Below are 17,621 nucleotides of genomic sequence, written 5' to 3'. Positions count from 1 at the left end.
GGGGGTCAGAGGGTGGTTTCGCCGGTGAGGCCGAAGTAGTCGTGCCATTTGCTGGAGGGGCCGAAGGTGGTGCCGGTGGACAGGGCGACGTAGATGTCGTTTGTGGTGTTTTTGGTGAAGACGATGAGGTCGTCTTTGCCGTCGCCGTTGGTGTCGCCGAGGTAGGGGAATTCGCCGGTGAGGCAGAAGAAGTCGTGCCATTTGACGGTGGTGCCGGTGAAGGTGGTGCCGGTGGAGGTGGCGGCGTAGACGTCGGCGTCGGGGTTGCAGGTGAAGGTGACGATGTCGTCTTTGCCGTCGCCGTTGATGTCGCCGACGCGGGGTTGTTCGGTGCCGACGGCGAACAGGTCGTGCCATTTCTGGGGTGGGCCGAAGGTGGTGCCGGTGGACAGGGCGACGATGACGTCGGATGCGGAGGCGGGGCCTTGGGTGAAGGTGATGATGTCGTCGCGGCCGTCGCCGTTGACGTCGCCGAGGGCGGGGTATTCGCCGCCGATGGAGAAGTAGTCGTGCCATTTGACGGCGGTGCCGGTGAAGCTGGTGCCGGTGGACAGGGCGACGTAGACGTCGGCGTTGGTGTCGTGGGTGAAGGTGATGATGTCGTCTCGTCCGTCGCCGTTGACGTCGCCGATGGCGGGGACTTCGGTGCCGGGGGCGAACCAGTCGTGCCATTTGGTGGAGGGGGCGAAGGATGTTCCGGTGGACAGGGCGACGTAGACGTCGGCGTCGGTGCCGTGGGTGAACACGATGGCGTCGTCGCGTCCGTCGCCGTTGACGTCTCCGGTCAGGGGGGTTTCTCCGGACAGGGCGAACCAGTCGTGCCATTTCACCGACGTACCCGCGAACGACGAACCCGTCGAGGTGGCGACGTAGGCGTCGGCCAGCGAACCGTGGGTGAACGTGACCACGTCGTCACGGCCGTCACCGGTGAAGTCGGTGGGCGACCCACCGAAATACCGGGCCGGCGTCGGTGACGGCGTGCCGCAGTTGTCGCTGACCAGGAACCTCTGGTTGTACTGCCCCGGATACGGCGCGAGCGAGACCCCGTTTATCGAGATGACCTGCCCGACGCCGTCGTAGAGCTGCTCGTAGTGCACGTGCGCGCCGGAGGAGTTGCCGGTGCTGCCGGTGATCCCGATCTGCTGCCCCTGCTGCACGTAGGCGCCGTCGGGCACCGAATAGGCGCTGAGATGGAAGTAGTAGGTGGTCCACCCGCCGCCGTGGTCGATGACGATGTAGTTGCCGGCGCCGCTGGGCTGCGAGTAGCGCCGGGCGACCCCGGCGGCGGACGCCACCTGGGGCGTACCGCCGGTGGTGCCGTCGCTGCGGACGAAGTCCAGTGCCTGCCGTACCTCGGCGCTGTGGTGGCTGTACGTCCACCGCTGCCCGCAGGGGAACGGCGCCTTGAAGTTCGGCGCCGCCATCGCCGGTGACGGGGTGGCCGTCACCGCGGTGAGGGTGGCGGCGGCCAGGGTGAGCAGCGCGACGAGGGCGCGCCGGGCGGCACGTTTCGGGAACCTGGACATGCGGTGACTCCTCACCGGAGGGGATGCACGGTCGGAAGCGGCGCGTGGGCACGTCGGGGCAGGGGCCGGTGCCGCGATGGGCGCGGGCCCTGACAGGTCACGTCGGAGGAGGCGGCGTCTCGTCCCGATCGGCGGGACGGGCGACGCTGAGGAGAAGTGAAACCGCACGCTTCGGCGTCTGTCAATACCCGCCGGGGTGGCTCGACCGGTGGAAAACTTCCTTCACCGTCGGCTTCGCGGGGCGCGGGCCGCCCGGCCGGGGGAAAGCCGGACCGAAGGTATTGACAACCGTGGAAGTCTGGCAGTTAACTCCCCAGCAATCGATTTCTCGTCGCTCGCACGGCCGCTCGGAAGGGACACCGATGAGGCTTCGCATCCTCCGTTGGGCCGGCGCCGCAGCAGTCGCGCTGCTGGCCGTGGCCGTGCCCGCGACCTCGTCCGCCGCCACACCGGCCGCCGCGCCGGCGCTCGCCCCCGCCCTCGCCGTCGCCGACGACAAGGGCCCGGTCGGCTGGGACGCCTACCGGCGGCTCGACCGCCTGCCGGAGCTGGCCGCCGGCACCCGTACGCACCAGTTCTCCAGCTTCGGCCGCGACGGCTCCAACGACGACGGCTTCGTCGGCACCTGGTCCTGCCTGCGCCGCAGCGACGGCTGCGTGATCGCCGAGGCGCGCGGCCCCGGCGAGGTGCAGTCCATCTGGTTCACCCGCGACGACGGCAACGTCCGGGCCACCGGCTGGATCCGCGTCGAACTCGACGGCGTCGTCGTCCAGGCCGACCTCCAGGCCCTGGTGGACGGGCGCCTCGGCAGCCCCTTCGTCGCGCCCCTCGTCAGCACCGCCGACCAGACCTCCGGCGGCGTCACGGTCAAGGTGCCGATGCCGTACCGGGAGTCCATGCGGATCACCACGCAGAACAACCCGCTCTTCCACCACGTCACCTACCGCACCTTCGCCGACGCGGCCGGGGTGTCCCGGTTCGACCCGGCCGACCCGGCCGCCGACGTGGTCGCCCTGCTGCGCGCCGCCGGCACCCGAGACCCGAAGCCCGCTCAGGCCGGCGCCTCCACCACCCGCGCGGCGGTCACCGCCCCGGCGCGGGGGCAGGTGTCAGTCGCCGCCCTGACCGGGCCGCGGGCGATCACCGCGCTGCAGCTGCGCGTACCCGACGCCGCGGCCGGCGCCCCGACGCTCGCCGGACTGCGCCTGCGGATGACCTTCGACGGGCGGACCACCGTGGACAGCCCGGTCGGTGAGTTCTTCGGCGGCGGGCTGGGCGAGCGCAGCGTCCGGTCGCTGATGTTCGCCATGGACCCCGCGCCCGGCGGCTGGTACAGCGCCTGGTGGCCGATGCCGTTCCGCACCGCCGCCGCCCTGACGCTCGTCAACACGACCGGCACCACCGTCGGCGGCGTCGAGGTCGAGGTGACCTCGGCACCCGGCGCCGAGTGGACGTCCCGGCTCGCCGCCGACGGCAGCTCCGGCTACTTCACCACCCAGTCGCGGCGCGCGGAGACGGTCGGCGGTGCCGACTGGATCATCGCCGACCAGTCCGGGCGGGGCCGGTTCGTGGGCGTCTCGCAGACCATGCGCGGCCACATCGTCGGCGGCAACACCCGCAACTACCTGGAGGGCGACGAGCGGGTGTACGTGGACGGGTCGCCGACACCGCAGATCCACGGCACCGGCACCGAGGACTTCTACGAGTCGGGGTGGTACTTCAACCGCGGCGAGTACAGCGGCGTCTTCACCGGCAACACCGCGCACCTGGTACGCGGCGGCGGATGCGCCGACGAGTGCGACGCCGCGTACCGGCTGATGATCGGCGACGCGGTCGCGTACGGCGCCGCGCTGCGCTTCGGCATCGAGCACGGACCGGCGAACGACATGCCGGCCGAGTACGCCTCGACCGCGTTCCTCTACACCCAGCGCACCGTGACCACGCGCCGGACCGACACCCTCGTCACCGGCGACGCCGCCAGCCGCGCCGCGCACGCCTACAGCGACTCGGCGGCCACCCAGACCACGCTCACCGCGAGCTTCGAGGGCGACGACGACAACCTCCCGCAGACCGGCCAGGTCCGCGCCACGTCGGCCCCGGTCCGCTTCCGGCTCGCGATCGACCCGGCCAACCAGGGAGTACGGCTGCGCCGCCACGGCGACCAGGCCGGCGGCTACCAGCAGGCGGCCGTGTCGGTGGACGGCAACCCGGCCGGGGTGTGGCTCCAGCCGCTGGGCAACGACCGGCAACGCTGGCTGGCCGACGAGTTCGTGCTGCCCGCGGCGCTGACGGCGGGCCGGTCCTCGGTCACCGTCCAGCTCACCCCGGCGGCCGGCACGCCGCCCTGGACCGCCGCCCGGTACCTGGCCGACAGCATGGTGACGCCGTTCACCGACACCGCCGCCCCGGCGCCGGTCGCCGGCCTCGCCCTGGCCGGCGGGCGCGTGCACGCGCTGGGGCTGTCCTGGTCCCCGTCCACCGACGACGTCGGTGTCGTCTCCTACCGGGTCTACGCGTCCCCGAACCCGGGGGTGACCGTCACCGCCGCCAACCTGGCCGGTACGACGCGCGTCACCGCGTTCCGGCACGGGCCGCTGCCCGCCGGCCAGACCCGCTACTACCGGGTCGTGGCAGTCGACGGGTCGGGCAACGCCGCGGCACCGTCGGCCGAGGTCTCCGCCACCACCCGGGGCCGCAACACGAGCGACGCCAACGGCGACCGGCGTGACGACGCTGTCGACTTCACCCGCGGCGGCGCCGCCGACGTGTTCACATCGCTGTCCGACGGCACCCGTTTCGTGCCGGACAGCCGGCCGTGGAACGACTTCTTCGCCGTCGACGCGGAGGTGCCGCTCACCGGCGACGTCAACGGCGACGGCCGCGCCGACATCATCACCTTCACCCGGGGCGACAGCGCCGACGTGTACGTCGGCCTCTCCACCGGCACCGGCTACGCCGCCGGAGCGAAATGGCACGACTTCTTCGCCGTCGGCGCCGAGATCCCCGCCGTCGGCGACGTCAACGGCGACGGGCGTACCGACATCATCACCTTCACCCGCGGCGCGGCGGCCGATGTCTACGTGGCGCTCTCCACCGGCTCGGGCTTCGGACCCGGGGTCAAGTGGCACGACCACTTCGCCCTCGGCGACGAGTTCCCGGCGGTGGGCGACGTGGACGGCGACGGCCGCGACGACATCCTCACGTTCACCAGGGGTACGACCGGTGACGTGTTCGTGTCGCTGTCCGACGGCACCCGCTTCGTGGAGGACGGCTGGAAGTGGCACGACCACTTCGCCCTCGGCGGCGAGCTGCCGGCGGTGGGCGACGTGGACGGCGACGGCCGCGACGACGTCGTCACGTTCACCAGAGGCACGACCGGTGACGTGTTCGTGTCGCTGTCCGACGGCACCCGCTTCGTGCAGGACTCCTGGAAGTGGCACGACCACTTCGCCTTCGGCGACGAACTACCAGGGTTGGGGGACTTCACCGGCGACGGGCGCGCCGACGTGGTGACGTTCACCCGAGGGCTCACCGCCGACGTGTTCGTCGCGCCCTCCACCGGAGGTGGGTTCGGGCCGCCGGGCGACCGCTGGCACGACCAGTTCGCCCCCGGCGCCGACCTGCCCCGCCCGAGCGTGTCGTGATGCGCGCCCGACGTGTGCTCGCGGTGCTCCTGCTCGGGGCGGCCCTGGCCGCCGTCCCGGCCGCGCCGGCCCCGGCCGACGACCCGGTACGCCTCGAAGCCGAGTCCCTCGCTGTCGTCTCCGCGACCGCCCCGGCCGAGGTGCAGGCCGACTGCTGCGGGGTGAGCTGGTCCGGCGGCCGGCAACTGTGGTTCCGCGCCGACCGGGCCGGGGACTCGGTGACGCTCACCCTGCCGTCGGTGCCGGCCGGGCAGTACGACCTCGGCGCCGTGCTCACCCGCGCCGGCGACTACGGGATGCTGCGCTTCGCCGTCGACGGGGTGGCGGTCGGCCAGCTCTTCGACGGGTACGCGGGTGCGGTGCAGCGCACCGGTGCCGTGCCGCTGGGCTCGGCGTCCCTGGCGACCGGCACGCACCGCCTCACGGTCACCGTGACCGGCCGCGCGGGGCCCTCGACCGGCTTCTTCGCCGGGCTGGACACGGTGACGCTGCGCCGCGTCGGCCCGCTGGCGGCGGTCACCACCACCCCGTACGAGACGCTCGGCGAGACACCGGCGCGGGGCGGGTCCACCCGCGTCTACGACCCGAGCGCGGGCGAGTCGACGACCTGGTACTACAACGACCACACGCTGGTGCGGCACCAGCAGACCGGCGTGTGGCACCTGTTCGGCATCACCCACGCCGAACCCGGAGCGCCGCAGGACGAGAAGGTCTTCGGGCACGCCACCGCGCCCACCCCGACCGGCCCGTGGACGAAACGGCCGGTGGCGCTGACCGCCGACCCGGGGGCCGGGGAGCAGTGGGTCTGGGCCCCGCACGTGATCCACCACAACGGCGTCTACTACATGTTCTACGCCGCCGGGAACCCGGACTACGCCCGGTACCGCATGCACCTGGCCACCTCGACCGACCTGTTCACCTGGACCCGCAGTTCCGCCAACCCGCTGTTCACCGACGGGTGGGAGGGCCGCGACCCGATGGTGACCCGGGTGGGCGACCGCTGGGTCATGTACTACACGGCCACGTCCAGCCCGTCCGGCGGCAACCACGTCGTGGCGTACCGGACCAGCACCGACCTGCGGTCGTGGAGCGGCCGTGCGATCGCGTACACCTCGCCGCAGACCGGCCGGGCGGGCGGGCAGACCGAGTCGCCGTTCGTGGTGCGCCGGGGCGACTGGTGGTACCTCTTCGTCTGCTGCGACGGCACCGACTACGGCGCGGCGTACCGGCGCACGGCCGTCTACCGCAGTCGCGACCCGCTGCGCTTCGACGGCGCGGAGAAGGTGACGGTGCTGGACGCGCACGCCGCCGAGGTCGTGGTGGACGGCTCGAACTGGTACCTGACCCACGCGGGCTGGGGCCAGGGCGGGCTGTGGCTGGCGCCGCTGACCTGGTCGACCGGCGTGGTGGCGCGCGGCTGGACGGTGACCACCGGTTTCCTCCGCGCCGACGTGCGCACCTGGCCCAGCGCCCGGATCGCCGCGCTGGCGGTGGACCCGGCCGGGGCGGGCAACTACCGGCCCGCGCTGGACTCGTCGCACCGGGGCACCGGCCCGTACCTCGCGGTCGGCCGGTTCGACGTGACCGACCGGGCCGGCGCCCCGGCCCGGGTCGACGTGTCGGCCGACGGCTCCCGGATCAACCTGGTCGGCATCCCGTTCGGCGACGAGCCGGTCACCGCCGACTGGCTGCTCACCGTCGCGCCCCGGTGGACCGGCCCCGCGTTGCAGAGCGACGTCACCTGGTCGGTGAACGGGTGGCCGACAGCGGCGGTGTGGGAGGTGGCGTTCAACATCGACGGCGCGCTCCCGGCGGTCGGCGACCCGGCGGTGGAGGCGCGGCCGACAGGTGACGTCACCGGGATGCCGCGCTGGACGATGAGCACCGGCGACGGGCTCTCGGTGGTCGCCGTGCACCGGTGGGGCTCGGCCTGGCGCGGCGACAACACCTGGTACGACGCCGGCCACGCGATGGCGGCCTGGCAGCCGTTGTGGCGCGACGGCGGCCTGTCCTGGGCGCCCGGCCAGTACGCGGGCGGCACCTGGCGCCTCACCGCGAGCGGGGTCCGGCGGGACGTGACGTCCGCCGACGCCGCACACGCCGCGATCAACGCGATCCCATGACGGGCGCGGGCATCGGCGACGCGCCGCACCGGAACGGCCGGGTGGTCGTCGCCGCGACCGGCGTGGCCAAGCGGTTCGGCGGCGTGACCGCCCTCGACGGCGTCGACTTCGACGTCCGGGCCGGCGAGGTGCACGCGCTGCTCGGCGAGAACGGCGCGGGCAAGTCCACCTTGATCAACATCCTCTCCGGTGTCGTCACCGACTACGACGGAGAGGTCACCGTCGACGGGGCGCCGGTACGGTTCACCGGGCCCGCCGCCGCCCAGGCCGCCGGCATCGCGACCATCCACCAGGAACTCGACCTGGTGCCCGCGCTGTCGGTCGCCGACAACCTGGTGCTCGGGCGGGAACCCCGGACCCGGCTGCGCACGCTCGACCGGCGGGCCGCGGCCCGTACCGCGCGCGAGCACCTCGGCCGGCTCGGCGCCGACATCGACCCGCGCCGCCCGGTCGGCTCGCTGCGCGTGGGGGAGCAGCAACTCGTCGAGATCGCCAAGGCGCTCGCCCTGGACGCCCGCGTGCTGGTCATGGACGAGCCGACGGCCGCCCTCGCCGACGGGGAGGTACGGCGGTTGTTCGCCACCATCGACGGCCTGCGCCGCCGGGGAGTCGGCGTCGTCTACATCTCCCACCGGATGGAGGAGATCGAGGTCGTCGCCGACCGCGCGACGGTGCTGCGCAACGGCTCGGTCGCCGGTGTCGTACCCGCCGGGCGGATGGACCGGCGGCGGATCGTCGCGATGATGGTCGGCGAACGGGCCACCTCGCTGTTCGCGCCCGCGCCGGGCGACGCGGCCGGCCGCCCCGGTGGGCGGGGCGAGCCGCTGCTCGAACTCGCCGGCCTGGCCGTGCGTCCCCGCTCGCCCCGGCCCGGCCGCTGCGAGCCGGACGGCATCAGCCTGACCGTACGGGCCGGGGAGATCGTCGGGCTGGCCGGCCTCATGGGCGCCGGCCGTACCGAGCTGCTGGAGACGCTCTTCGGCGCCGGACCCGTCGGCCTCCGTACCGGCACGGTCCGGCTGGCCGGCCGCCCGTACGCTCCGCGCGGCCCCCGCGCGGCGCTGCGCGCCGGCGTCGGCTTCGTCCCCGAGGACCGGCGCCGCTCCGCGCTCGTCCTGGCACACCCGGTCGGCCGCAGCATCGTGCTGGCCGCACTCGCCCGGCTGACCACGGCCGGAATCGTCAGACGTGGCCGGGAGCGGGCCGCGGTCGCGCGGTCGGTCGCCGACCTGGCGATCAAGACCGCGTCGGCGGCCACACCGGTCGGCGCGCTCTCCGGCGGCAACCAGCAGAAGGTCGTCTTCGCCCGGCACCTGCTCACCGAACCCCGGCTGCTCCTGCTGGACGAGCCGACCCGCGGCGTCGACATCGGAGCGAAGGCAGAGATCTACCGGCTGCTGCGCCGGCTCGCCGACGACGGCGTGGGCATCCTGCTCGCCTCCTCGGAGCTGCCGGAGCTGCTCGGCGTCTGCGACCGGGTGGTGGTGCTGCGCCGCGGGCGGGCCGTGGCCGACCGCGTCACCGGCGGCTGCACCGGCGAGGACATCCTCGCGGCGGCGATGGGCGGCCCGGCCGCCGGAAGGGACGCCCGATGACCGACACCCGCGTGCCGCCGCCCGAGCCGGCCGTGGCCGAGGCGCCGCCCGCCGCCGGTACGGTCGGGTTGCGTGGCGCCGCCGCCCGCTGGCTGCGCCGGCCACGCAGCCGCCGGGAACTCGTCGACCGGCTGTTCGCGGTGCAGAGCCTCTTCGCGCTGCCCGTGGTCTTCGTCGTGGCGATCCTCGCCTCACCGCGCCGGGACGGCGAGATCCTCTTCCTCACCGCCGGCAACCTCGGCAACATCGTCCGCGCGGTCTCCGAGATCGGCATCATCGCGATCGGGATGACCTTCGTCGTCCTGCTGGGCGGCATCGACCTGTCGGTCGGGGCGATCCTCGGCCTCGCGGCCGTCGGCACGGCGACCCTCATGGTCGACTCCGGGCTCGGCATCCTGCCCGCCGTCGCCGCAGTGCTCGCGATCGGCGCGCTCTTCGGCGCGCTCCAGGGATACGCCGTGGCCCGCCTCGGCATCCAGTCCTTCATCGTCACGCTCGCCGGTCTCCAGGTCGCGCGGGGCATCGCCCGGATCTGGTCCGGCGGCCTCGGCGTCCCGATCGCCTACGGCGACGGGCCGCAGGAGGCGCCGCCCGCCTTCGAGCTCCTCAACGGCTCGATAAACGGGGTGCTCCCGGTGCCGGCGGTGCTGTTCGTGCTGATCGGGGTGGCCGCTGTGGTGGTGCTGCGGACGACGGCGTTCGCCCGGCACGTCTACGCGATCGGCGGCAACGAGAAGGCGGCCCGCCTCTCCGGCGTACCCGTGACCCGGGTCAAGGTCGCCGTCTTCGCCGTCGCCGGCCTCCTGGCGGCGGTGGCCGGCGTCGTGCACGCCGGACAGCTCAACCAGGGCAGCCCGAACGACGGCGCCGGATACGAGCTGGACGCGATAGCCGCCGTCGTCATCGGCGGCACCAGCCTGGCCGGCGGCTCCGGCTCGATGGGCGGCACGCTGGCCGGCGCGCTGCTGCTCGGCATCCTGAACAACATCCTCGCGCTCAACAACATCGACGCCAACGTCCAGCTGCTGATCAAAGGACTGGTGATCGTGCTCGCCGCGGCGTTGCAGAAGCTGCGTCGCGGCCTCGCCTGACCGGACCGACACCGAGGAGCCACCCGTGGACAAGCGAACCAGACTGCTCGCGCTGCTGGTCACCGGCGCGCTGGCGGTGACCGGATGCAGCGTGGAGAAACCGTCCGACGACGCCGGGCAGGCCCGTGCCTGCGGCGCCGGCAAGGACTTCCTGATCGGCATGTCCCAGGCCAACAACGCCGAGCCGTACCGGCAGGTGATGAACAACGACGTGCAGACGGCGGCGAAGTCGGTGCCCGGGTTCCGCGTCGTGCTCTCCGACGCGGCACAGGACAACAGCAAGCAGGTCGCCGACGTGGAGAACTTCCTCACCCAGAAGATCAACCTGCTGGTCATCTCGCCCAACGAGGCCAAGCCGCTCACCGCCGTGGTGAAGAAGGCGTACGAGCAGGGCGTGCCGGTGATCGTGCTGGACCGCAAGGTCGAGGGGGAGGCGTACACCGCGTTCGTCGGCGGCGACAACGTGGCGATCGGCAGGGCGGCCGGCGAGTTCTACGCCACGACGCTGCTGCCGGACGGCGGCAAGGTGATCGAGATCGCCGGGCTGCCCGGCTCGACGCCCGCCGCCGAGCGCGCGCAGGGCTTCCGCGACGGCATCGCCGCCAATCCGAAGATCCATATCGTCGCCTCCCAGCCCGGCGACTGGCTGCGGGAGAAGGGCCAGTCGGTGGCGGACGCGCTGATCAAGGCCCACCCGGACGTGTCGGCGATCTACGCGCACAACGATCCGATGGCCGAGGGCGCCTACCTGGCCGCGAAGTCGGCGGGCGCCGAGCGGCGGATCAAGTTCACCGGCATCGACGCGCTGCCGGTGCCCTCCGGTGGGATCAAGGCCGTCGAGCAGGGCCGCCTCGCCGCCACGTTCCAGTACGCCACCGGCGGCCGGGAGGCGGTCGAGCTGGCCCGGAAGATCCTCGTCGACTGCGCCGAGGACGTCCCGCGCAGCACCACGCTGGACACCATGCGGATCACCAAGGAGAACGCCACCGAGGCGTACGCGAAGTTCGGCGGCCGCTGAGCGCCCTGTCCCGTCCCGCCGAGGCCCCGTCCCGCCGACCGAGGGAGCTGTCCGTGACCCGTTACACCCTGCCCGTGCCGGTCGAGCGCCCGGCCGCCCCACCCCGCACCGTCTACACGGTGGCCAGCGGCGATCTGCGGCTGAGCGCCAACGTCACCTGCTGGCCCGTACAACGGAAGCTCGAAGCGGACCTCGCCGCCGCCGTCACCGCGCTGGGCTGGCACGTGCGGCGCGGGCACGACGTCGACCCGGCCACCGGCCACGGCTTCATCGACAGCCAGCGCGCCGGGATCGAGGTGTTCCGGCGCATCCCGGCGGACGTGCCGCTGATCGTGGTCGAGGCGGTCTGGCAGTACAGCCACCACGTGCTGGCCGGGCTGCGCGCCCACCGCGGGCCGATCCTGCTGGTGGCGAACTGGAGCGGGCAGCACCCCGGCCTGGTGGGCCTGCTCAACCTCGCCGGCAGCCTCACCAAGGCGGGGGTGCGGTACTCGACGCTGTGGAGTGAGGACTTCACCGACGAGTGGGCACGCGACGGCCTGAAGAAGTGGCTGGAGACCGGCGAGGTCGTGCACGACGAGAGCCACGTACGCCCGCTGCCGGCGCTGCGGCCGGACGCGGAGGTCGAACTCGGCGTGGCGCTGGCCCGGCAGCTCGTCGCCGAGCGGGCCGTCATCGGCGTCTTCGACGAGGGCTGCATGGGCATGTACAACGCCATCATCGACGACGAGTTGCTCAACCCGATCGGCGTGTTCAAGGAACGCCTCTCGCAGAGCGCGCTGGTGGCGGAGATGGCGCGGGTGCCCGACGCCGAGGCGGAGGCGGTGCTCGCCTGGCTGGAGGCGGCCGGGATGACGTTCCACACCGGTGTCGACGAGGCCACCGAGCTGACCCGGGCCCAGCTGCTGAGCCAGTGCCGGATGTACGTCGCCGCGCTGCGCATCGCCGACGACTTCGGGCTGGACGCGGTGGGGATCCAATACCAGCAGGGACTCAAGGACACCGTGCCGGCCAGCGACCTGGCCGAAGGGCTGCTGAACAACGTGGCACGCCCGCCGGTGACCAGCCGGGACGGCTCCCGGGAGCTGTACCCGGGTGCGGCACTGCCGCACTTCAACGAGGTCGACGAGGGCGTCGCGGTGGACTCGCTGATCACCAACCGGATCTGGACCGCGATGGAGCTGGACCCGGCGACCACGCTGCACGACATCCGCTGGGGACAGCGGTACGGCGAGCACTTCGTCTGGGTCTTCGAGATCTCCGGCTCGGTGCCCGCGTCGCACAACGGCGGCTACGACAGGTCCTACAGCATGCGTCAGCCGCCGATGTACTTCCCGCTCGGCGGTGGCACGCTCAGCGGCGTGTCGAAGCCGGGGGAGATCGTCTGGTCGCGGGTGTTCCTGATGGACGGCGGCCTGCACGTGGACCTGGGGCGCGGCACGGTGGTGGAGCTGCCCGAGGCGGAGACCCGGCGGCGGCTGGACGCCACCACCCCGCAGTGGCCGATCATGCACGCCGTGCTGCACGGCGTGGACCGTGACCAGTTGATGGCCCGGCACAAGGCCAACCACGTGAACGTCGTCTACGCCCCGGACGCCGTGACCGCCGACCGCGCCCTACGGGTCAAGGCCGCCTTCTTCGCCGAGCTGGGCGTACGCGTGCACCTGTGCGGGGAGGTCACGATCTGAGCGAGCCGGCGGCCGCGCCGCGCGGGCGAGGCCGGTCGGCGGCGCGACCCTCGGCCGACCGGGCGGAGCTCTCGCGTACCCGCAACTCGGTGTGGAGCACCACGGTCGAGGGCGCCTTGACCGGGTCGGCGATCCGCTCGACGAGCAGCGTGGCCGCGGTACGTCCGAGGTCGTAGGTGGGCTGCGCGACGGTGCTCAGCGACGGCCGGACCAGGTGCGCCCACGGGATGTCGTCGAACCCGACGATGCCGAACCGGTCGGGCACACCGATGCCGTTGTCGACCAGGCACTCGACGGCGCCCACAGTCATCAGGTTGTTCGCCGCGAACACCGCGTCGGGCGGCTCACCGGCCTCCAGCAGCGACGCCATCGCCCGGTAGCCGCCCTCCTCGCGGAAGTCGGCGTACCGGATCAGCTCCTCGCCGGCGGGACACCCGCTCGCCTTCAGCGCCCGCTGGTAGCCCCGCAACCGCTGCATGGCGGTGGAGATCCGGCGTGGCCCGGTGATGCAGGCGATTCGCCGGTAGCCGGCGTCCACCAGGTGCGCGGTCGCCTGCTCGGCGCCGTGGGTGTTGTCCACGAGCACGGTGTCCACCGCGACGCCGCGCGGTTGCCTGTCGATCGCGACGACCGGGATGCCGGCCTGCACCAGCCGGTTGATCAGCGCCGGCCTCCCGGAGGAGGAGATGATCACGCCGGCCATCCGTTCGGCCAGGGCCGCCGCGACGTAGCGCGCCTCCTTCTCCGGGTCCTCGTCGCCGTTGCACAGCACGACCGAGAAGCCGGCCTCCTGCGCGACGTCCTCGACGCCTCGGACCATCGAGGTGAAGAACGGGTTCCCGATGTCGGAGATGATGACCGCCCAGAGGCTGGTCCGGCTACGGCGCAGACTGCGGGCGACAGCGTTCGGGCGGTAGTCGAGGTCCTGCGCGGCTTGGCGGACCCGGGCGGCCATCTCGGGGTCGACCGAGGGCCGTCCGTTGAGGACGCGGGAGACGGTCGCGGGGGACACTCCCGCGCGACGCGCCACGTCGTAGATGGTCGTCATCGCCGCTCCCGTCGTCCGTCGCCGGGTCTGGTCCGGCCGGCCATGGCGGTCTGCCCGTCGGACCGTGACCCACCGGAGGGAGACCGCCACCGCGGGAGATCGCTCGGAATCCTATACCCGTCAAGCAATCGATTTCCGGCCGGGCGTGCCCGTCCTTCCAGCGGTCCATGCCGCCGCTATTGACATCGACATCGATGACTACGACACTCGTCAGCAATCGATTTCTCGGGCCCGCGCCGCCTGGTCACCCCGGTTGGCGGGCAACCTTCCGGTCCTTCCTCCGACACCCCCGAGGAGCACGGTGAGACGAACTCCGCTGGCGATGCTCGTCGCGCTCTGCACGGCCGTGGCGGCCGTCGCAGTCGGCGCGCCCGCGGCCGCCGTACCGATGGACACGCTGGCCTGCCCGTCCGTTCCGGCCACCCACGACCCCGCCGTCACCGTGATCGTCTACCGGGTGGCCCTGTCGTACAACGCAAACGACAAGGTGATGCTCTCCACCTTCGAGGCGGGCTGGGTCGAGTCCCACATGAACAACCTGCCCTGCGGCGACAAGTCGAGCCTCGGGGTGTTCCAGCAGCGCTGGGACTACGGGTGGGGCACCCCGGAGCAGATCATGGACCCGGTCTACGCCACCCAGCAGTACGTCACCCGCGCCATCACCTGCGACCGCAACAACCCCGGCTACACCGCCGGGCAGGTCGCGCAGTGCGTCCAGCGGTCGGGCTTCCCGGACCGGTACGACCAGGCGGCGGGGACGGCGCGGTCGCTGCTCAACCAGGCCTCGCGTACGCACGGCATGGCCGGCGGGTCGTCGACCGACGTCAACGGCGACGGCCGCGACGACGTCCTCACCTTCACCCAGAACGCCTCCGCCGACGTCTACGCGAGCACCTCCACCGGCACCGGCTTCGCGGGAACGTCGGTGAAGTGGAACGACTTCTTCTCCATCGGCGGGGAGACCGCGTCGACAGGTGACGTGAACGGGGACGGGCGCGACGACATCGTCACGTTCGCGCACGGAAACACCGGCGACGTGTACGTGGCGCTGTCGAACGGATCGGCGTTCACGTCGCCGGGCAGGTGGCACGACTGGTTCGCCCCCGGCGCGGAGATCGCCGCGGTCGGTGACGTCAACGGCGACGGCAGGGACGACATCGTCGCGTTCACCCACAACGCGACGGCGGACGTGTACGTGGCGTTGTCGACCGGCACATCGTTCGCGGGCACGGCGGTGAAGTGGCACGACTACTTCTCGATCGCCGGAGAGTTTCCCGCCCTCGGCGACGTCAACGGCGACGGCCGCGACGACATCATCACCTTCACCCAGGGCCCCGCGTCGGCCGCGGACGTGATCGTCGCCCTGTCGACGGGCAGTGGCTTCGGGGCGCCGCAGAAGTGGCACGACCTGTTCGCCGTCGGCGCCGAGCAGCCCCGGGTGGGCGACATCAACGGCGACGGACGCGACGACATCGTCACCTTCACCTGCAACGCCGACGCCGACGTCTACGCCGCCACCTCCACCGGCACCACCTTCGCCGGCACCACCGTCAAGTGGCACGACTTCTTCTGCCTGCCCGGCGAATTCCCCTACCTGGGCGACGCCAACGGCGACGGCAAAGACGACCTCATCGTCTTCACCAAGGGCGCCACGAACGACGTCTACGTCGCGCTGTCCACCGGCACCACCTTCGGTCCCTCCAGCAAGTGGCACGACTATTTCGGCCTCACCGGTGAGGTGACGCTGTGACCTCAGGATGGGAGGCCCCCGTGGCCGGAACACGACGGAGACGGCGGCGCGCCGGCGTCGCCCTGCTGGCCGCGGCGCTCGTCGGCGCGGTCGCGGTTCAGCCGGCGTCCGCGACCGCGACGCCGCCGGCCCGCACCGCGCTGGACGCGGCCTTCGTGCGGGCGGCACAGGAGTACGACGTGCCCCGGGACGTGCTCGTCGCTGTCGGTTACGGCGAGTCCCGCCTGGACGCGCACGGCGGCAAGCCGAGCCAGGCCAACGGCTACGGGGTGATGCATCTGGTCAGCAACCCCGCCCAGCACAGCCTGGAACGCGCGGCGGCGTTGACCGGCGAGCCGGTGGCACGCCTGAGGACCGTCACGCCGGTGAACATCCGTGGCGGCGCGGCGGTGCTGCGGGAACTGGCCGACGCGGAGGGCTTGACCGCGCGCGACCGGGACCGGGTCACCGCCTGGTATCCGGTGGTGGCGAGGTACGGCGGCGGGGCCGACGACGCCACCGCCCGGCTGTACGCGGACGGCATCTACGAGCTGGTGCAGCAGGGCATTCCGGGCGCGGTGGCGGTGCGGGCGTACCGGGTGGAGCCGGAGCGGGGCCGCTTCGCCACTGTGGCCCCGGCCGGCTCCCCGTCCCGTACGCTCGCCGCCGCCGTGCCGGAGTACCCGGCGGCGCGGTGGGTGGCCGCGAACGGCGCGAACTACGGCGTGGGCCGGTCCAGCCGGATCACCACCGTGATCCTGCACGTCACCCAGGGCTCGTACGCCGGCACGATCAGCTGGTTCCAGAACCCGTCAGCGGGGGTCAGCGCACACTACGTGGTGAAGTCCAGCAGCGGCGAGATCACCCAGATGGTCCGCGAGGGCGACACCGCGTACCACGCCCGGTCCGGCAACGCCTACGGCGTCGGCATCGAGCACGAGGGGTACGTCGACAACCCGGCCTGGTTCACCGATGCGATGTACCGCTCCTCGGCCGCGCTGACCCGTTACCTGTGCGACAAGTACGGCATCCCGAAGAACCGCACCGGCATCAAGGGGCACAACGAGATCCCGGGCAACGACCACACCGACCCGGGGCCGAACTGGAACTGGAACTACTACCTCTCACTGGTGAACCAGGGTGGCGGAGGATCGGCCGCCCGGTATTTCGGTGGGTCGCCCACGGATTTCACCGGTGACGGCCGTGACGACGTGGTCGCGTTCACCCACGGCCCGCTCGCCGACGCGTATGTGGCGACGTCGACGGGTTCGTCGTTCGCGGGCACCTCGGTGAAATGGCACGACTGGTTCGCCCTGTCCGGAGAAACACCGTTGACCGGAGACGCCGACGGCGACGGACGCGACGACGCCATCGTGTTCACCCACGGCACCGACGCCGACGTCTACGTCGCCCTGTCCACCGGCACCAGCTTCGCCCCCTCCACCAAATGGCACGACTGGTTCGCCCCCGGCACCGAAGTCCCCGCCATCGGCGACGTCAACGGCGACGGACGCGACGACATCATCACCTTCACCCACGACACCAACGCCGACGTCTACGTCGCCCTGTCCACCGGCACCGGCTTCACCGGCACCGCCGTCAAATGGCACGACTACTTCTCCATCGCGGGGGAGTTTCCCGCCCTCGGCGACGTCAACGGCGACGGCAAGGACGACATCATCACCTTCACCCAAGGCCCCGCGTCGGCATCCGACGTCATCGTCGCCCTGTCCACCGGCACCTCCTTCGGCCCACCACAAAAATGGCACGACCTGTTCGCCGTCGGCACCGAACAACCCCGCGTCGGCGACATCAACGGCGACGGACGCGACGACATCGTCACCTTCACCTGCAACCCCGACGCCGACGTCTACGCCGCCACCTCCACCGGCACCACCTTCACCGGCACCACCATCAAATGGCACGACCACTTCTGCCTCACCGGCGAATTCCCCTACCTCGGCGACACCAACGGCGACGGCAAAGACGACCTCATCGTCTTCACCAAAAACACCACAAACGACATCTACGTCGCCCTCTCCACCGGCACCACCTTCAACCCCTCCACCAAATGGCACGACTACTTCGGCCTCACCGGCGAAACCACCCTCTGACAGCCGACAGGAAGCGACGCCGGCCCCGATCGGGGCCGGCGTCGC

10 protein-coding genes are annotated in these 17,621 nt (G+C 72.2%); 8 read left to right on the top strand and 2 right to left on the bottom strand.

The window, feature by feature from the left end; genetic code table 11:
- Nucleotides 1–5: 5 nt before the first annotated feature.
- Nucleotides 6–1,526 carry an FG-GAP-like repeat-containing protein gene (locus tag ACFYO8_RS08885; protein ID WP_387256892.1) on the bottom strand — a complete coding sequence of 507 codons (1,521 nt, stop codon included), beginning with the start codon at nt 1,524–1,526 and terminating at the stop codon, nt 6–8.
- A 362-nt stretch (nt 1,527–1,888) separates the two neighbouring features.
- Here ACFYO8_RS08885 and ACFYO8_RS08880 point away from each other — a divergent pair, with 362 nt between their 5' ends.
- From ACFYO8_RS08880 to ACFYO8_RS08855, 6 genes are read left to right on the top strand one after another with little or no spacing between them, the layout of a single operon-like run.
- A complete protein-coding gene (locus ACFYO8_RS08880) occupies nt 1,889–5,170 on the top strand; it encodes a DUF2961 domain-containing protein (RefSeq protein ID WP_387256890.1) in 3,282 nt (1,093 codons plus the stop codon).
- Nucleotides 5,170–7,293: a family 43 glycosylhydrolase gene (locus ACFYO8_RS08875; protein WP_354874983.1), complete on the top strand. Its 2,124-nt coding sequence runs from the start codon at nt 5,170–5,172 to the stop codon at nt 7,291–7,293. Before ACFYO8_RS08880 ends, ACFYO8_RS08875 begins: the two co-directional genes overlap by 1 nt.
- Complete coding sequence (locus ACFYO8_RS08870) at nt 7,290–8,888, top strand: sugar ABC transporter ATP-binding protein (RefSeq protein ID WP_354874982.1); 1,599 nt, start codon at nt 7,290–7,292, stop codon at nt 8,886–8,888. The genes ACFYO8_RS08875 and ACFYO8_RS08870 overlap by 4 nt, the downstream gene beginning before the upstream one ends.
- On the top strand, nt 8,885–9,979 hold the full coding sequence (locus ACFYO8_RS08865) for an ABC transporter permease (protein ID WP_354874980.1): 1,095 nt from the start codon (nt 8,885–8,887) through the stop codon (nt 9,977–9,979). Before ACFYO8_RS08870 ends, ACFYO8_RS08865 begins: the two co-directional genes overlap by 4 nt.
- Nucleotides 9,980–10,004: 25 nt before the next feature.
- The gene (locus ACFYO8_RS08860) at nt 10,005–10,997 is read left to right on the top strand and encodes a substrate-binding domain-containing protein (protein ID WP_354874978.1); all 993 of its coding nucleotides are present in this window, start codon (nt 10,005–10,007) and stop codon (nt 10,995–10,997) included.
- 53 nt (nt 10,998–11,050) lie between these two features.
- Nucleotides 11,051–12,685, top strand: a complete 1,635-nt coding sequence (locus ACFYO8_RS08855) for a fucose isomerase (RefSeq protein WP_354874976.1) — start codon at nt 11,051–11,053, stop codon at nt 12,683–12,685.
- Here the strand turns inward: ACFYO8_RS08855 and ACFYO8_RS08850 are convergent.
- Nucleotides 12,675–13,733: a LacI family DNA-binding transcriptional regulator gene (locus ACFYO8_RS08850; RefSeq protein ID WP_354874974.1), complete on the bottom strand. Its 1,059-nt coding sequence runs from the start codon at nt 13,731–13,733 to the stop codon at nt 12,675–12,677. The genes ACFYO8_RS08855 and ACFYO8_RS08850 overlap by 11 nt on opposite strands.
- Nucleotides 13,734–14,034: 301 nt before the next feature.
- Between ACFYO8_RS08850 and ACFYO8_RS08845 the strand changes: the two genes are divergently transcribed.
- A complete protein-coding gene (locus ACFYO8_RS08845; protein WP_354874972.1) occupies nt 14,035–15,483 on the top strand; it encodes a VCBS repeat-containing protein in 1,449 nt (482 codons plus the stop codon).
- A gap of 20 nt (nt 15,484–15,503) precedes the next feature.
- A complete protein-coding gene (locus ACFYO8_RS08840; protein WP_387256888.1) occupies nt 15,504–17,576 on the top strand; it encodes an N-acetylmuramoyl-L-alanine amidase in 2,073 nt (690 codons plus the stop codon).
- The last annotated feature ends 45 nt before the right edge of the window (nt 17,577–17,621 follow it).

Origin of the sequence: Micromonospora sp. NPDC005257 (assembly GCF_042872445.1) — a bacterium.
GTDB lineage: Bacteria > Actinomycetota > Actinomycetes > Mycobacteriales > Micromonosporaceae > Micromonospora.
The sequence above is the reverse complement of the archived record's forward strand: the minus strand, read 5'-3'. Positions and strand labels throughout refer to the sequence as shown.

Bases quoted from the DNA above. Each gene is read 5' to 3' on its own strand.
- ACFYO8_RS08850 (WP_354874974.1), bottom strand. From the start codon at position 13,733: ATGACGACCATCTACGACGTGGCGCGTCGCGCGGGAGTGTCCCCCGCG.
- ACFYO8_RS08875 (WP_354874983.1), top strand. From the start codon at position 5,170: ATGCGCGCCCGACGTGTGCTCGCGGTGCTCCTGCTCGGGGCGGCCCTG.
- ACFYO8_RS08885 (WP_387256892.1), bottom strand. From the start codon at position 1,526: ATGTCCAGGTTCCCGAAACGTGCCGCCCGGCGCGCCCTCGTCGCGCTG.
- ACFYO8_RS08865 (WP_354874980.1), top strand. From the start codon at position 8,885: ATGACCGACACCCGCGTGCCGCCGCCCGAGCCGGCCGTGGCCGAGGCG.
- ACFYO8_RS08870 (WP_354874982.1), top strand. From the start codon at position 7,290: ATGACGGGCGCGGGCATCGGCGACGCGCCGCACCGGAACGGCCGGGTG.
- ACFYO8_RS08880 (WP_387256890.1), top strand. From the start codon at position 1,889: ATGAGGCTTCGCATCCTCCGTTGGGCCGGCGCCGCAGCAGTCGCGCTG.